Here is a 16506-nt window from a genome sequence, read left to right on the forward strand (position 1 = left end):
GCGGCATACTCGCGGCATGACAGAGCGGAACACGACGGATGCCGCGGCCCGGCGATGGGTCGACGCGTACGAGAACGCATGGAAGACGAATGAGCCCGACGACATCCGGGCCCTCTTCACCGACGATGCCGTGTACTTCACCCAGCCCTGGGGTGAACCGTGGGCCGGGGCCGACGCCATCATCGCCGGCTGGCTCGAGGCGCGCGACGAGCCCGGCACGTACGAGTTCGAGTGGGAGATCGCGGGCGTCGACGGCGACCGCGTGTTCGTGGACGGCCGCACGGTCTACGCCCCTGACGACGAGCTGCCCGACGGCCGCGTCTACCGCAACCTGTGGGTGATCGACCTCGACGAGGAAGGGCGGGCCCGCGCGTTCACCGAGTGGTACATGAAGCAGCCTCGAGACTGACCCGCCGCGGATCGCGTGCCCGGTGCACGCTCAACCGCCCTGGGCGAGTTCCTTCGCGCGCGCGAGCGCCGCGTCCGTCGCCCGGGCGAACACCTCGTCGAGCTTCGCGTCCTGCAGCACGGCGACGGCCCGCTCCGTGGTGCCCTTCGGGCTCGTGACGCGTCGGCGGAGCTCCGCCGGGTCGTCTTCGGAGGCCTCGAGCAGCGCGGCGGCGCCGATGAACGTCTGCTCCGCCAGCAGCTGCGACTCCGCCGGCGAGAAACCCTTGCCGACTGCGGCCTTGGTGAACTCCTCCACGAGGAGGAAGAAGTAGGCGGGACCCGAACCCGAGATCGTCGACAGCGCGTCGATCTGCGCCTCGGGCACCTCGACGACGGCGCCGACGGTCTCGAAGAGCCGCCGGACCGTGGCGACCGCATCGGCGTCTGCCTGCGACCCTGCCGCGAGCCCGGTGACGCCGCGCCCCACGAGGGCGGGCGTGTTCGGCATCGAGCGCAGCACTGCGACGCCGCCGAGGAGCTGCTCGAACGTCGCGATCGTGACCCCCGCGGCGAGGCTCACGACGATGGCGCCCGGCCGCAGCGACGGGGCGATCTCCCGCAGCAGATCGGGGACCATCGGGGGCTTCACTCCCACGAGCACGACGTCGGCGGCGGCTGCGGCATCCGTGTTCGCGGTCGGGTGCGCCTCCAGCGCGACGCTGGTCACGCCGTCGAGCCCGTCGAGCTCGGCGGCCTTCGCGCGCGAACGGTTCGTGGTCGTCACTCCCCCGCCGGCGAGGCCGGAGCGAGAGAGGCCGCGCGCGATCGCGCCGCCCATCGAGCCGGCGCCGAGGATCGCGATGGGCGGAAGGGCGGTGAGGTCAGCAGGCATGGCGTCATCCTACGAGCGCTGAGCACAGCGCTCTCGGACTTAACACTTGACTTATATAAGCGCACGAGCAAGTATGGACATCGTGCACGCGCTCGACATCCTCGGCGATCCGGTTCGCCGGCGCATCCTCGAACTCCTGGCGGAGGGCGAGCGCAGCGCCGGCGAGATCGGCGAGGACGTGCAGCGCGAGTTCGGCATCTCGCAGCCCGCCGTCTCGCAGCACCTGCGCGTGCTGCGGGAGTCGGGATTCGCGACGGTGCGTCCCGACGGCGTGCGGAGGCTGTACGCCATCGCTCCCGAGCCGCTCGAGAACGCCGCCGCGTGGTTCGACCCGTTCCGGCGCTTCTGGCAGCCGCACCTCGACGCCCTCGGCACCGAGCTCGCCCGAGGACGCCGCCAGCGCCGGCTCGCCGCCGAGCAGGAACCGGATGCCGCGAGCGACGAATCCGACACGACCGACCCCCAGGAGGAATGACATGGTCGACGTACAGAACCAGCTCGACGCGGTGACCCGCGAGATCGCGAGCGCAGAGATCGACGGCTACCCGGCGCGCGTCCAGACGCTCGCGCAGACGTATCCGTCCCCCATCGACGATGTGTGGGACGCCGTCACCAGCGCGGCGCGGATCGCGCGATGGTTCCAGCCGATCACGGGCGATCTCCGGCTCGGCGGCCGGTATCAGATCGAGGGCAACGCCGGCGGCGAGATCCAGGAGTGCGCGCCTCCTGCAGACGGCTCGGCCCGTTTCACGGCGACCTGGGAGTACGGCGGCGGCGTGACCTGGCTCACCGTGCGGTTGACGGCCGAGGGCGACGCCGAGACAAGGTTCGAACTCGAGCACGTCGCCCGCACCGACGATGTGCCCGCGGAGTTCTGGGACGTCTACGGCCCCGGTGCGACGGGCGTCGGCTGGGACGGCGGCCTGCTGGGCCTCGGCCTGCACCTGACCGCAGGCGACGGCCCCTCGCCCGAAGAAGCCGAGGCATGGGCGTTCACCGACGAGGGCAGGGCGTTCTACCGCGGCGCCGCAGACGCCTGGGGAGCCGCTCACGCAGCCGACGGCGCCGACCCCGCGGTCGCCGCACGGGCCGCCGACAACACGTACGCGTTCTACACCGGGGAGCCGACCACCGCCGCAGCCGAGGAGTGAGCGCCGAGCGTCATCCGTACGCCGGGGGGCGGACGGATGACGCCGCCGCCGCCTCCGCCGCCGCCGACGCGAGAGTCGGTTCACAGCCTCTCGGGCCGGTCTATCCTCGGAAGTGCGGGGACGCAGGAGCCCCCGCACGACGTGGGAGGCTTCCGACATGACGCTCTTCGACGGCATCACCGCGCGCAGCGTGGAGACGCCCGGACTCACCGTCAACGTGCTCGAGCGCGAGGGCGACGATCCCGCCACGCCGCCGGAGCGCACCGTGGTGCTGATCCACGGCAACCTCTCGTCGGCACTGTTCTGGCAGGAGCTGATGCTCGACCTCCCCACGGACCTGCGGGTGATCGCGATCGACCTGCGGGGGTTCGGCGGCACCGAGCACGCGCCGATCGACGCGACGCGCGGGGTGCGCGACTTCAGCGACGATGTGGCCGCGACGCTGAGTGCGCTCGGCATCCCTACCGCCCATCTCGTCGGCTGGTCCATGGGCGCCGGCGTCATCATGCAGTACGCGCTCGAGCACCCCGTGCTGAGCCTCACCCTGGAAGCTCCGATCTCGCCATACGGCTTCGGAGGAACCCGTCGCGATGGGACGCGTCTCACCGACGACGACGCGGGCTGCGGTGGAGGGACGGTGAACCCCGACTTCGTGCAGCGCCTGATCGACCACGACACGACGGACGACGCAGCGACCTCGCCGCGCAGCGTCTTCCGATCCGGCTTCGTCGCGGCGGGGTACGAGAGCCCCCATGAGGACGTGTGGGTCGATTCGATGCTCACGACGTCGACCGCCACAGGCAACTACCCGGGCGATTCCGTGACGAGCCCCAGCTGGCCGGGCTTCGCCGCGGGCGGTATCGGCGTGGTCAACACGATGACGCCGGGGCATTTCGATGTGTCGGCCATCGTCGACATGCCTGTGAAGCCGGCGATCCTGTGGATCCACGGCGTGCTCGACCCGATCATCTCGGACGCCTCGCTCTACGACTACAACAACCTCGGCAAGCTCGGCATCGTGCCGGACTGGCCCGGCGACGAGGTCGCTCCGCCGCAGCCGATGGTCTCGCAGACGCGCGACGTGCTCACGCGGTACGCGGATGCCGGCGGCCAGGTGACCGAGCGGAATCTCGAGGGCGTCGGCCACACGCCCCACCTCGAGCAGCTGGCGGAGTTCCGTCACGCACTGCTCGAGATCATCGGCTACGTCGGACACCGTCACGATCCCGCGCCCCCGACCGAGGCCATCATCCTGCGCTCGTCCGACTGACCGCGCCGGACGCGCGTCCGGCGCGCGAGCCGCGGGCCCGGCATCCGTAGACTCGTCGGCATGAGTGCTTCCGGCGGCGGCAAGGCGATCCTCGCGGCGTTCCTGGCGAACATGGGCATCGCCCTGGCGAAGTTCATCGCCTGGTTCCTTTCGGGCTCCGCCTCGATGCTCGCCGAGGCGATCCACTCGGTCGCCGACTCGGGCAACCAGCTGCTGCTGATGCTCGGCGGGCGCAAGGCCAAGAAGATGGCCGACCGCGATCACCCCTTCGGCTACGGACGCGAGCGATACGTCTACGCGTTCGTCGTGTCGATCATCCTGTTCTCGGTCGGCGGTCTGTTCGCGATCTACGAGGGCGTCGAGAAGCTCACCCACCCGCACGGGCTGGACGAGCAGTGGTGGTGGCTGCCCATCGTCGTGCTGGTCGTCGCGATCGGCCTCGAGTCGTTCTCGCTGCGCACCGCCGTCCGTGAGAGCAACCACGTGCGCGGCCGCGGTCAGTCGTGGGTGTCGTTCGTCCGCCACGCGAAGGCGCCGGAGCTCCCCGTCGTCCTGCTCGAAGACGTCGGCGCGCTCATCGGCCTGGTGTTCGCGCTCTTCGGCGTCGGCCTCACCGTGATCACCGGCAACCCGGTCTTCGACGCCCTCGGCACGCTCATGATCGGCACGCTGCTCATCGTGATCGCGATCGTCCTCGGCATCGAGACGAAGAGCCTGCTCGTCGGCGAGGGCGCCACGGAGGCGGATCACCAGCGCATCGTCGCCGCCATCACCGCCGGACCCGAGGTCGAGAAGCTCATCCACCTCAAGACGCTCTACCTCGGCCCCGACGAGCTCCTCGTCGCCGCGAAGATCGGGGTCGCCGCCGACGCGCCGCTCGCGCACGTCGCCGCCGACATCGACCGCGTCGAGGTGCGTGTGCGCGCCGCCGTGCCCGCGGCGCGGGTGATCTACGTGGAGCCCGACATCTATCGCCCCGGCGAGGACCCCGCGCCGCCGACATCCGAGTTCGTCATCAAGTCGGCCGACTGAGTCTCCGGCGCTCCTTCAGCCTCAGCCCCCAGAGGTCGTCGGACCGCGTCGACCTGACGTGCGACCGCGAGACACACACAGGGAACGATCATCGAATACTGCATCTTCACCGAGCCCCACCTCGGTGCCACCTACGACGACGAGCTCGCCTACGCCCAGACCGCCGAGCGCCTCGGCTTCACCGGATACTTCCGGTCGGACCACTACCTGAGCGGGATGGGCGACGGCCTGCCGGGACCGACCGACGCCTGGACGACGCTGGCGGGGCTGTCCCGCGAGACGTCCCGGATCCGCATCGGCACCCTGGTCTCCCCCGTCACTTTCCGTCACCCCGGCTCACTGGCGATCCAGGTCGCCCAGGTCGACGCGATGTCGGGCGGACGCGTCGAGCTCGGACTCGGAGCCGGGTGGTTCGAGCGCGAGCACCGGGCCTACGGCATCCCGTTCCCGGCCAAGCGGTTCGACCTCCTCGAGGAGCAGCTCGAGATCGTGACCGGCCTGTGGGCAACGCGCGACGGCGAGACCTACAGCTTCAGCGGAACGAACTACGAGCTGGTCGAGGCGCCCGGCCTGCCGAAACCGCTGCAGCAGTCCGTCCCCGTGATCATCGGCGGCGGCGGTCCGCGGCGCACCCCCGACCTCGTCGCCCGCTTCGCACGCGAGTACAACATCGGCTTCCCGGAGGACCATCAGATCCAGGAGCGCATCGACAACCTGCGCGCCGCCTGCGACCGGATCGGCCGCGACCCTGCGACCGTGCGGCTCTCGATCGCGATGTCGACCTTCGCCGGTCGCGACGATGCCGAGGTCGCCCGCCGCGCCGGGCGGATCGGAAAGACGCTCACCGATGTGCGGGACGGCACGAACATCGTGGGCGACGCCGCCGAGATCGGCGAGCGCATCGCGTTCTACCGGTCGTTCGGCATCGAGCGCGTGTACTTCCAGCTGCTGGATCTGCAGGACGTCTCGCACGTCGAGTATCTGGGCGAGATACTGCCCGATCTGCCCCGCTGACCCTCTGCGCCTCACCAACGACGTCACGCGCGCTCCGCCGCCGTGCTGAATCGGTTCACTTGCGCTGTTCGTACACGCAAACCGCCATTTCACGTACGTATAGCGCAAGTGAACGAGATGGGATCGGCGACGGATGCCGGCGGCCCGGGCGGGGCACTTCGCAGCCTCAGACGGGCAGGCGGTACGACGGCAGCCCACGGCGGCGGATGAGCCACTCCGCGACGAGGAGATTCGGCAGCCAGGCGATGAACGGCACTGCGGCGTAGGCGTTCTCGAAGTCGGGCGTCTGGCCGAACAGCAGCGGGGCGAACACCAGCAGCGGCAGCCAGATCCGCAGCGTCACGGCAGAGTACGTCAGGGCGTAGTTGCGGATCATCCACGCCCGGTGAGTGGGCACATCGCCGCGCCGGATCGCGCGGTACGCCCGCCACCCGGTGACGAGCCACAGCACGGCCAGCGTGGTGAAGCCGAAGAACCCGACGAAGCCGGCGCTGCTCGTCGGGGCGATCACGAGACCGCCGAGACTGCCGACGGCGACGCCGACGAGGTAGACGCGCCCGATCCACCGGTGCACGCGCGGTGCACGGGCACGCAGACCGCGCCAGAACTGCAGCGCCCCCAGTGCGAGCGCCGTCGCGCCGCCGGCGATGTGCACGTAGAGCGCCGCCTGGATGAGCGGCGGCTTCCCGACGTAGTCCGCGGCGAGCCCGGGGCTCGCGGCGAGCGTCTCGAGCGAGGCGGTGAAGTACGGCACAGCGGCGTAGGCGACGATCGCGATCGCTGTCAGCAGGACGAACGTCCAGCCGACCCGGGAACGGATGCCGCCCGGCCGCGCGATGGCGGTACCGGTGCGGACGGGTTCGATGAGGCGGGTCACGTGCGTCACGCTAGGCCCGGGCGGGAGAGCCGCAGCAGGGTGCTGTCCCCCCGATCCACGGGGGCTGACCCCCGGTTCTCTGATGCACGGAAGGGTCCCGAGGACGACTCAGCGGCGCACGTCGAAGAAGGCCCGCAGGAGAGCGGATGCCGCATCCTCGCGCACCCCGGCGACGACCTCGGCACGATACGGCAGACGCCGGTCGCGGACGACGTCGTACACCGAGCCCGCGGCGCCGGCCTTCGCGTCCCACGCGCCGAAGACCAGTCGCGAGATGCGCGACTGCAGCACGGCGCCCGCGCACATCACGCAGGGCTCCAGGGTGACCACGAGCGTGCAGCCCTCGAGGTTCCACGAGCCGCGCGCCGCAGCCGCCGCGCGCAGCGCCACCACCTCGGCGTGCGCGGTCGGATCGTGGTCGAGCTCGCGGAGATTGCGGCCCTCGGCGATCACTCTGCCCTCGGCATCCGTCACCACCGCGCCGACGGGCACGTCACCCGCTTCGCCTGCCGCGGCGGCGAGCGCGAGCGCGCGATCCATCGCTGCGAGGTCGGCGGAAGCGGGCTGCACAGCACGAGCGTAGCCGTCCGCATCGAACCGGCCCCGGGTTCGAGGGCGGCGACGCACTAACCTGTCTCTATGCGCCTGCACGTCGCCGACCACCCGCTCATCACCCACAAGCTCACGGTGCTGCGCGACCAGCGCACCTCGTCCCCCGTGTTCCGTCAGCTCACCGAGGAGCTCGTCACCCTCCTCGCGTACGAGGCGACGCGTAACGTCCGCGTGGCGCCCATCGAGATCCAGACGCCCGTCACCACGACGACCGGCGTCCGCATCGACGAGCCGCGACCCCTCGTCGTGCCCATCCTGCGCGCCGGCCTCGGCATGCTCGAGGGCATGGTCAAGCTCATCCCGACCGCCGAGGTGGGCTTCCTCGGCATGGTCCGGGACCACGAGACCCTCGAGCCGTCGACCTACGCCGAGCGACTGCCCGACGACCTGAGCGACCGCCAGTGCTTCGTGCTCGATCCCATGCTGGCGACCGGCGGCTCGCTCGGCGCCGCGATCGAGTTCCTGTTCCAGCGCGGCGCGCAGGACGTGACGGCGATCTGCATCCTCGGGGCTCCCGAGGGCGTCGCCGCCATCGAGAAGCAGGTCGAAGGACGCGACGTCACCCTCGTGCTCGGCGCGCTCGACGAGCGCCTCAACGAGAAGGGCTACATCGTGCCCGGACTCGGCGACGCCGGCGATCGGCTGTACGGCACGGTCTGAGCCGCGAGTCCGTCGCGTCAGACGATCGGCACGCGGCGGAGGTCGGCGGTCTCGCCGGCCTCGACTCTCGGCGCACCCCTGCCCATCACGGCCACCGGAGTGAAGGGGCGGCCGTTGAAGCGCGTCGCCGTCACGGTGGTGTACGCCCCCATTGTGGGGCTCACGAGCAGATCACCGACGCGCAGCTCGGGCAGCAGGACCTCTCGTGCGATGACGTCCGAAGAGTCGCAGGTGGGTCCGGCCAGCGTCGCCCAGCGGTGGTCACCGGCGCTCGCGCCGGCGGAGAGCCGGCCGCTCCAGGGGTCGGTCGCCGTGAGGTCGCGTGCGGCGAATACCAGCGGATGCACGTCCTCCGTCAGCACGTTCGAGTACGACCCGTACACGCCGTCGTCCAGGTAGTACCACCGCCCGTCGCCGCGCTCGGCGATGCCGACGACGCTCGTCACGAGGGTCATCGCATCGGCGACCATCACTCGGCCGGGCTCTGCGATGATGTCGAGTCGGCGTGCGTACGGGGCGAGCACCGGTCGCAGCTGCGCCGCGATGTCGTCGATCGCTGCCGACTCGGAGTCGTACGAGGCCGGGAACCCACCACCGATGTCGAGCGTGTCGAACTGCACGTTGCAGCGCCGCTCCAGGATGCCCATGAGCTCGAGGGTGTCGGCAGCGGCGGACGCGAACCGAGCGGGATCGTCGAGCTGGCTGCCGACGTGATAGCTGAAGCCGGCGACCGTGACCCCGGCGGCGAGGGCGCTCTCGACCAGGTGGGCGGCCTCGAACGGTCCGACCCCGAACTTGCTCGACAGGTCGCTCTTGGCATGCGGGCTGCGGTACGCCAGCCGGACGAGCAGCCGTGTGTCCGCGGGCGCGCCCCGGAACTTGCCGATCTCGACCTCGTTGTCGACCACGAACGTGCGCACCCCCGCGGCCAGGGCGCCGGCGATCTCGGCGGGCTTCTTGATCGGATGCGTGTGGATCATCCGCGAGGCGTCGACGCCGCGGCGCGTGAGCATCGCGAGCTCCTCGCCGGTGGCGATGTCGAATCCGCAGCCCGCGTCGTCGAGCACGTCGAGCACTGCGTCATGCGCGAGCGCCTTGACCGCGTAGTGGAAGCCGACGAACGGGAGCGCGGCGCGAAGTCGGCGATACTGCGTGCGGACGCGCTGCGGATCCAGCAGCAGCAGCGGGGTCCCGTGCAGGGCGATGGCGGCCCGCGCCGCCACCGACGACATCACGGCGGATGCCTCCGCGCGCCGCCGGTCGGCGAAGGCGGGAGCCGTCCGCGGCTCCCGGCGCAGCGCGTCGAGGTTCATGTCGCCGCCCCTTCCGTGCGCCGATTCCGGCCCCCGTCGCGCAGTCCGGTGCGGGCGGTGACGGTGAACGCGCCCGCGGCGACCGCATAGAAGACGATGTCGGCGGCGACCTTGCCGGCCAGCATGCCCCACAGCGGATCGGGGAAGAGCCAGACGCCCAGCAGGAGTGCCGCCGGTCGCACGAGCAGGGTGTCGAGCACCTCGGCCGCGCCGAACTCGGCGATCAGGAGCACGCCGGTCTGGCCGAGGGCCTTGCGGCGCGTCCCGGTGACCGGCACGAGCTCGAGGTAGATCGTGGCCGCGAGCACCGCATAGAAGCCGGCGATCTCGCCCAGAAGGGCGGCCAAGGCGATGACCGGGGCCGCATCGGTCCACTGCGTGGCGAGCAGGCCCGCGATCGCCATCACCGCCGTGCCGGTGATCTCGGCGGGCAGGTAGCGGACGATCCAGAACAGGAGCCCGCGACGGGGCTGCGGCGCGCCGGCTGCCGTTGCCGGATCGGTCGCCGTGCGCGCGGGTGCGATCGCCGCCGTCGCGGCCGGCCGGTCGATCGTGGTCATGGCGTCCCCCTCCGTCTGACAGAGGAGGAAGCGTCGGCGATGATACGGGCCGGGCGGTCGCGAGGGCGCCGCACGTGGAGACGGCGCGACACCCGCCCCTCGCCGAACGGATGTCGCGCCTGCACGCCTTCTGGCGCCTGGCAAGGCTACGTGGGGTCGGATTCAGACCCCAAAGGGGTTGACATGCCGCGCGCGGCGGACTACTCGCGCCCGAGACCGCCGCTAACCCGGGTTCTGACCAGGACTCGGACCCGGACTCGGACCCGGACTCGGACTCAGTCTCCCAGCGGCGGGTCCTGCGGATTGCGGCGTCCGGTCTCGCGCTCCCAGAACTCCAGCTGCTGGGTGAGGGCCTTCGCCAGCTCGAACACCTGGTCCGGCGGGATGCGGATGCGGCTCACCACGCGCGCCGGCACGACGGTGTGACGCTGGCCGGTCTCGGCGTCCACCTGCTCGCGCGGGGGCTGTGCGAGGGTGAGGAAGTCCATCACGAACACCGTCGGCGTATGCCAGACGTTGGCGAAGTCGGCGTACGCGCCGCCGATGAGCTCCGGCGGGAGGTCGATCTCGAACTGCTGCGATGCGTCGTCGGCCATGCGGGCTCCTGTTCGGGCGGCGTCTCGCGCGGTCGCCCGCGTGAGAGTCTCGGGCTGTCGTGTGCGACGTGTGCGCGAGTCTACGCGGCGCTCAGCCGCGACCGACGAGCCGCGCGAACCCGCTGAGCCTGGCCACCCCCTCCGGCGTGTACGGCAGGTCATCCAGGAGCCCGGGCGAGTACACCAGGAACGCGGTGTGCATCGCCCGTGAGATCGCGACGTTCAGGCGGTTGCGCAGCAGCAGGAACTCGAGCCCGCGCGGCGCGTCGCGGCCGCTCGACGCCGCGAGGGAGACGATGGCGACAGCTGCCTCCTTGCCCTGGAACTTGTCCACCGTGCCGACAGGCACGTCGGGGAACCCCGCGGCGGCGAGGGCCGCCTCGACGGCCACCTGCTGGGCGTTGTAGGGGGTGACGACGATGAGGTCGCCCTGTTCCAGCGGTCGCGGCGGCAGCGGCGCCGATGTGCCGTCGCTGTCGTCGGTGGCGGCATCCGTCCACTCCCGCCCGATGAGGTCCGTCACCAGCCGGGCGACCTCGGCGGCCTCTTCGAGGGACTGCGTCGCGTTGCCGTGATGGCGCAGTGGGATCGGCACCAGCCCGGGACGGATGCCGTCGATCCGGCGCAGCGCCGTCGACGGATGCGCCGCGAGCTCGCCACGGTACGACAGCGTCGAGACCGGCGCGGCGACCTCCGGTCGCATGCGCCGGGTCTCTGCGAGGAAGTAGCCGTACTCGGTCGGGATGACGTCGGCGCCGTCCATGACCCACCCGAGCGCCGACGTGTCGACGGGTGCGGGGTGGGTGCCCTGACTCACCTGCGGCAGCTGCTGCGGGTCGCCCAGCAGCAGCAGTCGCGGCGCCGCGAGCGACACGGCGATCGTCGACGCGAGCGAGAACTGCCCGGCCTCGTCGACGACGAGCAGGTCGAGGCTGCCGCGCGGAACACGGCCCTCGTGACTGAAGTCCCACGCCGTGCCGCCGATGACGAACCCCGATGCCTCGTGCTCGGCCGTGAACGCGGCGACGCCGTTCTTCGGCAGCACGGTGAAGCCGTGCGCGGCAGCCGGATCCTTCGGGGCCTTGCCCACCTGCGCGGCCGGCACACCGGCAGCGATCACGCGCTCGAGCAGGTGCTCGATCGTCGCGTGCCCCTGCGCGACGACGCCGACCTTGTAGCCGTGGTCCCGCACGAGCCGTGCGATGACGTGGGATCCGACGTAGGTCTTGCCGGTGCCGGGAGGGCCCTGCACGGCGAGGTAGCTGCGGTCGAGCGCACGCACCGCGCGGGCGATCGCGTCGACGGCGTCCTCGCCCGCGACGGGGAGCGGGCTCCCCTCTGGTCGCGGTGCGACCCCGGCTCCGAGCAGCGGCTGCAGCATGCGCGGCGGGCGGCGACACAGGATGTCGGTCGCAGGATCGGCCGGGAGCTCGGGCGCGGCGTCGATGACGGCATCCGCCCACGCGTCTATGGCGGCCTGCTGGTTGCCCGCCGCGGGCGGCGCCTGAGGTGTGAGCGCGAGAGGCAGCTCGTTCCAGGTCACGCCGTCGACCGCCGTCTCCTCGATCACGGCACCGTCGTCGAGGACCTCGAGGACGGTGACCGAACGGTAGGAGTGGATCCACCGCGGCGAGGCGTCGAACGGGTACGGCGCGGGCAGCTCGTACAGGGCGAACGGGTTCGTCCCCTCGCTGAGGCGGGTGCCCGGTGCAAGGTCGCCGCGCAGCTCGACGACGCGCCGCTCCCCGCCTCGGCCGCTCTCGAGGAAATGCCAGTCCTCGCGCACGCGACTGCGCGCGGGGTCGATCGCGACCACATCGCGGGTCTCGTCCCACAACGACACCGGCTCGCGCAGACGCAGGAAGTGCGTCGCCCAGAACGACTTCGCCTCGCGCGGGTAGTAGTCGATCGCGGCCGCGGCCAGGCGCAGCGTGCGGCCCGCGACGGAGTCCTCGGCGTGCTCCCGCGCGAGTGCGTCGAGCACGGTCGCCCGGGCCGACGGCTCGTACGCGCGCTCGTCCGGCTCGGGGTTGGGCGACGGCACGAGGGCGGCCTCGCGCGCGCGGTCGACGAGCCAGTCGCGCAGGCGCCGCGTCGACACGCAGTCGTAGCGGTTGTAGTCGGCGAGGTCGTTGAAGACGAGGGCGGCTTCGGCCGCTGCGCCGTCGGCCTGCAGCGCACGGGCCTCGACGTAGCGGACGATGGAGTCGTCGCCCTTCTGCACGTCGCTCGTGCGCACCTCGTCGCCCATGTAGAGCGGTTCGAGCTTCTTGATCGAGTACGACCGCGATCCGACGCGCAGCGCGCGGCGCACGATCGGGTAGAGGTCGACGAAGACGCCGTCGCGCAGCAGCCGGTCGACGTCGGCCTCGCGCACGCCGTGCCGTGCGGCCATAGCCAGCAGGTGCGTCGGCTCGTACGGCGCGTAGTGGTAGATGTGCATGCCCGGGAACTGCTGCCGCCGCAGGTTCACGATGTCGAGGAACGTCTCGAGCGCGCGCTTCTCGTCGGCGAAGGAGTGCGCCCACAGCGCGGTGTACTGCTCGCGGGTGTCGACCCAGCCGAACAGGTAGTCGATTCCCCACTGGGTGGGCTCCCCCGGCATCGGCGGCTCGGTGTGCAGCGGGTCGCCCTCGAAGTCGAAGAAGAGGTCGCCGTGGTCGGGACGCGGCAGCGCGCCCAGCGCCTGCGGCGCCACCACCTCGAACACCGGGATCGGCGGCGCCTCGACCGGAAGCGGGGCCTCACGGACGCCGGGCTCTTCGAGGAGAGTCGCGACCGTGATCTGGGCCACCGCACCGTGGACCGCCGCGCCGTGCGCGGTCGTCGCGGCGTCGCCCACCGCGCCGTGCGCGGTCGTCGCGGCGTCGCCCACGGTCGCGGCGTCGACCACCGTCACGGCCTCGACCACCGTCACGTCGCGCCGCGCGACGTGGGCCTTCGGCGCCACGAGCGGCGGCGTTCCCGCCGGGCTCTCGAGCTGCAGGCGCGCCTGGGTGCGCAGCGAGGCGAACACGTCGGGATTCATCCCCGTCGGCCCCGCCGGCGCGGCGGCGAGCTGCTCGATCGTGTGGATGCCGGCGGCGCGCAGCCGTTCGCGCTGGACCGGCCGCATGCCGGCGACGAGGAGCAGGTCACGGGATGCCACGACCTCGGCGTCGCACGTCGCGCAGCGTCCGCAGGCGACGACGCCGAGCTCGCCGCGCGGGTCGCCCCATGCGATCGGCTCCCCCGCCGCTCCGAGCTCGAGGCGCCGGTCGGCGATCAACGCGGCCAGGCGCTCGCGGCGCAGTGCGAAGACGGGGAGAAGGTCGTCGACCTCGTGTTCGCTGACGCTGCCGTCGCCGAGCAGCAGCTGCACACGGCCGGACCGGGGCACCCCGAGGCGGTCGAGCTGGTCGACGTAGGCCGCGAGCTGCATCAGTGCGGTGACGCGGGCGTGCCGCGCGAGCTTCGTGTCCTGCACGATCCATGGCCGGCCGGATCCGCTGCCGGCAGCGTCGTCGCGCACCAGGAAGTCGGCGAACCCCACGAACGAATCGGTGGCGAACGCCGCCTGGTAGACGACCTCGGCATCAGAGGCCAGCGCCGCGTTCGTGCGGGCGACCGCATCGGCCAGGGCCGCGGCATCCGACGATCTCGTCTCGGGGATCACGGCCACCCGGTCGCCGTACCGCGCGACGTACTCGTCGAGCACACGGCGCTCGTGCACGGTGCCGAGACGCCCTGCGCGCTCGAGAGTGAGGTCTTCGGGCTCTTCGACCGCCGCGACGCGTCCGAGCCGCGCGTCGATCGCGCGCAGCCAGGCGAACTCGCATTCGGCGGCCGCCTTCAGATCACTCGCACTCCAGACGATCCGGCCTTCGTCCTCGATGTATCGCATGCCCCGCCCTTCTCACACGACCCTAGCCGCGGCATCCGACACCTCCCGCTCCGCTGTCGCGAATGGCGGCCCGACCCCACCGATCGTGACAGGCGAGCCGCATACCACCCCGCTGGTTCTCGGGCCATCGGGCGGCCACCTGCCAGACTGGAACGCATGAGCCTGCCCTTCGAGAGCGCGTACCGACACGGGTTCGCCCGCGTCGCGGCCTGCACGATCCCGGTCTCGATCGCCGATCCCGCGGCCAATGCCGACGCGGTCCTCGAGACAGCACGCGAGTGCGACGCGGACGCCGTCGCCGTCGCGGTCTTCCCGGAGCTCTGCCTCACCGGCTATGCCATCGACGACCTGGTGATGCAGGACCCGGTGATCGACGCCGTGGTCGCCGCGATCGAGCGGCTGGTCGAGGCATCCGCGGATCTGCTCCCCGTGCTCGTCGTGGGTGCACCGCTGCGCCACCGCAACCGCCTCTACAACTGCGCCGTCGTCATCCACCGCGGCGAGCTGCTGGGCGTCGCGCCGAAGTCGTACCTGCCCACCTACCGCGAGTTCTACGAGCGGCGCTGGTACGCGCCGGGCGACGACCAGGGCGATCAGGACATCCGCGTCGGCGCGCTCGAGGCCCCGTTCGGCCCCGACCTGCTGTTCGAGGCACTCGACGTCCCCGGGCTCATCGTGCACGCCGAGGTGTGCGAAGACGTCTGGGTGCCGATCCCGCCGTCGTCGAGCGCCGCGCTGGCCGGCGCGACCGTGCTGCTCAACCTCAGCGGCAGCCCGATCACCATCGCCCGCGCCGAGGACCGCAAGGACCTCGTGCAGTCGCAGTCCCTGCGCTGCCTGGCCGCCTACGCATACGCGGCCGCCGGAAGCGGCGAATCGACGAACGACGTCTCGTGGGACGGCCAGACGATGATCTACGAGGGCGGCAACCTGCTCGTCGAGACGGAGCGCTTCCCCGACGGGCCGCGCCGCTCGGTGGCCGACGTCGACCTCGACCGGCTGCGCCAGGACCGCCTGCGCCAGGGCACGTTCGACGACAACCGCCGGGCGACGCAGGCGGATGCCGCCTTCCGCACCGTGCACTTCCAGCTCGACCCGCCGCAGACCGACGTCGGGCTGCGCCGCACCCTCGACCGGTTCCCGTTCGTGCCCGACGACCCCGCGCGCCTCGCACAGGACTGCTACGAGGCGTTCAACATCCAGGTCTCGGGCCTCGCCCAGCGCATGCGGGCGATCGGCGGCCCGAAGCCCGTGATCGGCGTCAGCGGTGGGCTCGACTCCACCCACGCCCTGCTCGTGGTGGCGCGGGCCATGGACCTCATGGGCCGCCCGCGCGGCGACATCCTCGCCTACACGATGCCGGGGTTCGCGACGAGCGACCACACCAAGTCGAACGCCATCGCCCTCGCGGAGTCGGTCGGCGCGTCGATCGAGACCATCGACATCCGCCCGCTCGCGATCGAGATGCTCGAGCGCCTGGACCACCCGTTCGCCGACGGCGAGCCGGTGCACGACATCACGTTCGAGAACGTGCAGGCAGGCCTGCGCACCGACTACCTCTTCCGCCTCGCGAACCATCACGGCGGCATGGTCATCGGCACGTCCGACCTGTCGGAGCTCTCGCTCGGCTGGGCGACGTACGGCGTCGGCGACCACATGAGCCACTACGCCGTCAACACCGGCGTGCCGAAGACGCTGATCCAGCACATCATCCGCTGGGTGATCTCGCACCGAGGCGACGAGGGCGGCTCCACCGAGCTGAGCGACCGCGCCCGGGAGGTGCTGCAGTCGGTTCTCGACACCGAGATCTCGCCCGAGCTCGTCCCCGCGGGCCAGGACGGCAAGATGCAGTCGACCGAGGACCGGATCGGCCCCTACGCGCTGCACGACTTCACGCTGTACCACGTGCTGCGATTCGGCTTCCGGCCGTCGAAGATCGCGTACCTCGCCGCGCACGCGTGGGGCGACAAGGATGCCGGCGCCTGGCCTCCCGGCTTCCCCGACGAAGACCGCTACGCGTACGACCTGCCCACGGTCGCGAAGTGGCTTCAGGTGTTCCTCCAGCGCTACTTCGCGTTCGCGCAGTTCAAGCGCTCCGCGATCCCCAACGGTCCGAAGGTGTCGCCGGCGGGCTCGCTGTCGCCCCGCGGCGACTGGCGTGCACCGTCGGACGGCAACGCCCGCGTGTGGCTCGCCGAGCTCAGGGCGGCTCTCCCCGAGCTCGTCGAGGACTGACCGGGCGGCATCTCCGACCGC

The 16506-nt window shown here is 71.5% G+C and carries 15 protein-coding genes; 8 read left to right on the forward strand and 7 right to left on the reverse strand.

What is annotated here, in order from left to right; translation table 11 throughout:
* Positions 1-16 precede the first annotated feature (16 nt).
* Complete coding sequence (locus tag MRBLMI12_RS04720; protein ID WP_363354313.1) at positions 17-409, forward strand: YybH family protein; 393 nt, start codon at positions 17-19, stop codon at positions 407-409.
* A 30-nt stretch (positions 410-439) separates the two neighbouring features.
* Here the strand turns inward: MRBLMI12_RS04720 and proC are convergent, their stop codons facing one another.
* Positions 440-1282: a pyrroline-5-carboxylate reductase gene (gene proC, locus MRBLMI12_RS04725; protein ID WP_363354314.1), complete on the reverse strand. Its 843-nt coding sequence runs from the start codon at positions 1280-1282 to the stop codon at positions 440-442.
* Positions 1283-1364: 82 nt separating this feature from the next.
* On the opposite strand from proC, the gene MRBLMI12_RS04730 reads away from it, so the two are divergent.
* From MRBLMI12_RS04730 to MRBLMI12_RS04750, 5 genes are all read left to right on the forward strand, one after another.
* The gene (locus MRBLMI12_RS04730; protein WP_363355736.1) at positions 1365-1757 is read left to right on the forward strand and encodes an ArsR/SmtB family transcription factor; all 393 of its coding nucleotides are present in this window, start codon (positions 1365-1367) and stop codon (positions 1755-1757) included.
* Between the two features lies 1 nt (position 1758).
* Complete coding sequence (locus MRBLMI12_RS04735; protein ID WP_363354316.1) at positions 1759-2433, forward strand: SRPBCC domain-containing protein; 675 nt, start codon at positions 1759-1761, stop codon at positions 2431-2433.
* A gap of 157 nt (positions 2434-2590) precedes the next feature.
* The gene (locus MRBLMI12_RS04740; protein WP_363354318.1) at positions 2591-3703 is read left to right on the forward strand and encodes an alpha/beta hydrolase; all 1113 of its coding nucleotides are present in this window, start codon (positions 2591-2593) and stop codon (positions 3701-3703) included.
* 60 nt (positions 3704-3763) lie between these two features.
* Positions 3764-4735, forward strand: a complete 972-nt coding sequence (locus MRBLMI12_RS04745) for a cation diffusion facilitator family transporter (RefSeq protein WP_363354320.1) — start codon at positions 3764-3766, stop codon at positions 4733-4735.
* 90 nt (positions 4736-4825) lie between these two features.
* Positions 4826-5749: an LLM class F420-dependent oxidoreductase gene (locus tag MRBLMI12_RS04750; protein ID WP_363355738.1), complete on the forward strand. Its 924-nt coding sequence runs from the start codon at positions 4826-4828 to the stop codon at positions 5747-5749.
* Between the two features lie 166 nt (positions 5750-5915).
* Here MRBLMI12_RS04750 and MRBLMI12_RS04755 read toward each other — a convergent pair whose 3' ends face one another.
* Positions 5916-6626 (reverse strand): DUF2306 domain-containing protein, encoded by a 711-nt coding sequence (locus MRBLMI12_RS04755; protein ID WP_363354322.1) that lies wholly within the window; start codon positions 6624-6626, stop codon positions 5916-5918.
* 108 nt (positions 6627-6734) lie between these two features.
* A complete protein-coding gene (locus tag MRBLMI12_RS04760; protein WP_349429027.1) occupies positions 6735-7166 on the reverse strand; it encodes a nucleoside deaminase in 432 nt (143 codons plus the stop codon).
* Between the two features lie 99 nt (positions 7167-7265).
* Here MRBLMI12_RS04760 and upp point away from each other — a divergent pair, with 99 nt between their 5' ends.
* Positions 7266-7898, forward strand: a complete 633-nt coding sequence (gene upp, locus MRBLMI12_RS04765) for a uracil phosphoribosyltransferase (protein WP_349428626.1) — start codon at positions 7266-7268, stop codon at positions 7896-7898.
* Positions 7899-7915: 17 nt separating this feature from the next.
* Here the strand turns inward: upp and MRBLMI12_RS04770 are convergent, their stop codons facing one another.
* From MRBLMI12_RS04770 to MRBLMI12_RS04785, 4 genes are all read right to left on the reverse strand, one after another.
* Complete coding sequence (locus MRBLMI12_RS04770; protein ID WP_363354324.1) at positions 7916-9211, reverse strand: type III PLP-dependent enzyme; 1296 nt, start codon at positions 9209-9211, stop codon at positions 7916-7918.
* Positions 9208-9771, reverse strand: a complete 564-nt coding sequence (locus MRBLMI12_RS04775; RefSeq protein WP_363354326.1) for a hypothetical protein — start codon at positions 9769-9771, stop codon at positions 9208-9210. Before MRBLMI12_RS04775 ends, MRBLMI12_RS04770 begins: the two co-directional genes overlap by 4 nt.
* Before the next feature lie 275 nt (positions 9772-10046).
* Complete coding sequence (locus tag MRBLMI12_RS04780; RefSeq protein ID WP_308869475.1) at positions 10047-10367, reverse strand: DUF3467 domain-containing protein; 321 nt, start codon at positions 10365-10367, stop codon at positions 10047-10049.
* Between the two features lie 91 nt (positions 10368-10458).
* On the reverse strand, positions 10459-14250 hold the full coding sequence (locus MRBLMI12_RS04785; RefSeq protein ID WP_363354328.1) for an AAA domain-containing protein: 3792 nt from the start codon (positions 14248-14250) through the stop codon (positions 10459-10461).
* A gap of 156 nt (positions 14251-14406) precedes the next feature.
* Between MRBLMI12_RS04785 and MRBLMI12_RS04790 the strand changes: the two genes are divergently transcribed.
* Positions 14407-16485, forward strand: coding sequence for an NAD(+) synthase (locus MRBLMI12_RS04790; protein ID WP_363354330.1), 2079 nt, complete (start codon positions 14407-14409; stop codon positions 16483-16485).
* Positions 16486-16506 lie beyond the last annotated feature (21 nt).

Source organism: Microbacterium sp. LMI12-1-1.1, from assembly GCF_040676455.1.
In the GTDB taxonomy this organism is placed as follows: domain Bacteria; phylum Actinomycetota; class Actinomycetes; order Actinomycetales; family Microbacteriaceae; genus Microbacterium.

Coding starts and splice junctions, on each gene's coding strand:
- MRBLMI12_RS04720 (WP_363354313.1), top strand. CDS start 17: ATGACAGAGCGGAACACGACGGATGCCGCGGCCCGGCGATGGGTCGAC.
- proC (WP_363354314.1), bottom strand. CDS start 1,282: ATGCCTGCTGACCTCACCGCCCTTCCGCCCATCGCGATCCTCGGCGCC.
- MRBLMI12_RS04735 (WP_363354316.1), top strand. CDS start 1,759: ATGGTCGACGTACAGAACCAGCTCGACGCGGTGACCCGCGAGATCGCG.
- MRBLMI12_RS04740 (WP_363354318.1), top strand. CDS start 2,591: ATGACGCTCTTCGACGGCATCACCGCGCGCAGCGTGGAGACGCCCGGA.
- MRBLMI12_RS04745 (WP_363354320.1), top strand. CDS start 3,764: ATGAGTGCTTCCGGCGGCGGCAAGGCGATCCTCGCGGCGTTCCTGGCG.
- MRBLMI12_RS04760 (WP_349429027.1), bottom strand. CDS start 7,166: ATGGATCGCGCGCTCGCGCTCGCCGCCGCGGCAGGCGAAGCGGGTGAC.
- upp (WP_349428626.1), top strand. CDS start 7,266: ATGCGCCTGCACGTCGCCGACCACCCGCTCATCACCCACAAGCTCACG.
- MRBLMI12_RS04770 (WP_363354324.1), bottom strand. CDS start 9,211: ATGAACCTCGACGCGCTGCGCCGGGAGCCGCGGACGGCTCCCGCCTTC.
- MRBLMI12_RS04775 (WP_363354326.1), bottom strand. CDS start 9,771: ATGACCACGATCGACCGGCCGGCCGCGACGGCGGCGATCGCACCCGCG.
- MRBLMI12_RS04780 (WP_308869475.1), bottom strand. CDS start 10,367: ATGGCCGACGACGCATCGCAGCAGTTCGAGATCGACCTCCCGCCGGAG.
- MRBLMI12_RS04785 (WP_363354328.1), bottom strand. CDS start 14,250: ATGCGATACATCGAGGACGAAGGCCGGATCGTCTGGAGTGCGAGTGAT.
- MRBLMI12_RS04790 (WP_363354330.1), top strand. CDS start 14,407: ATGAGCCTGCCCTTCGAGAGCGCGTACCGACACGGGTTCGCCCGCGTC.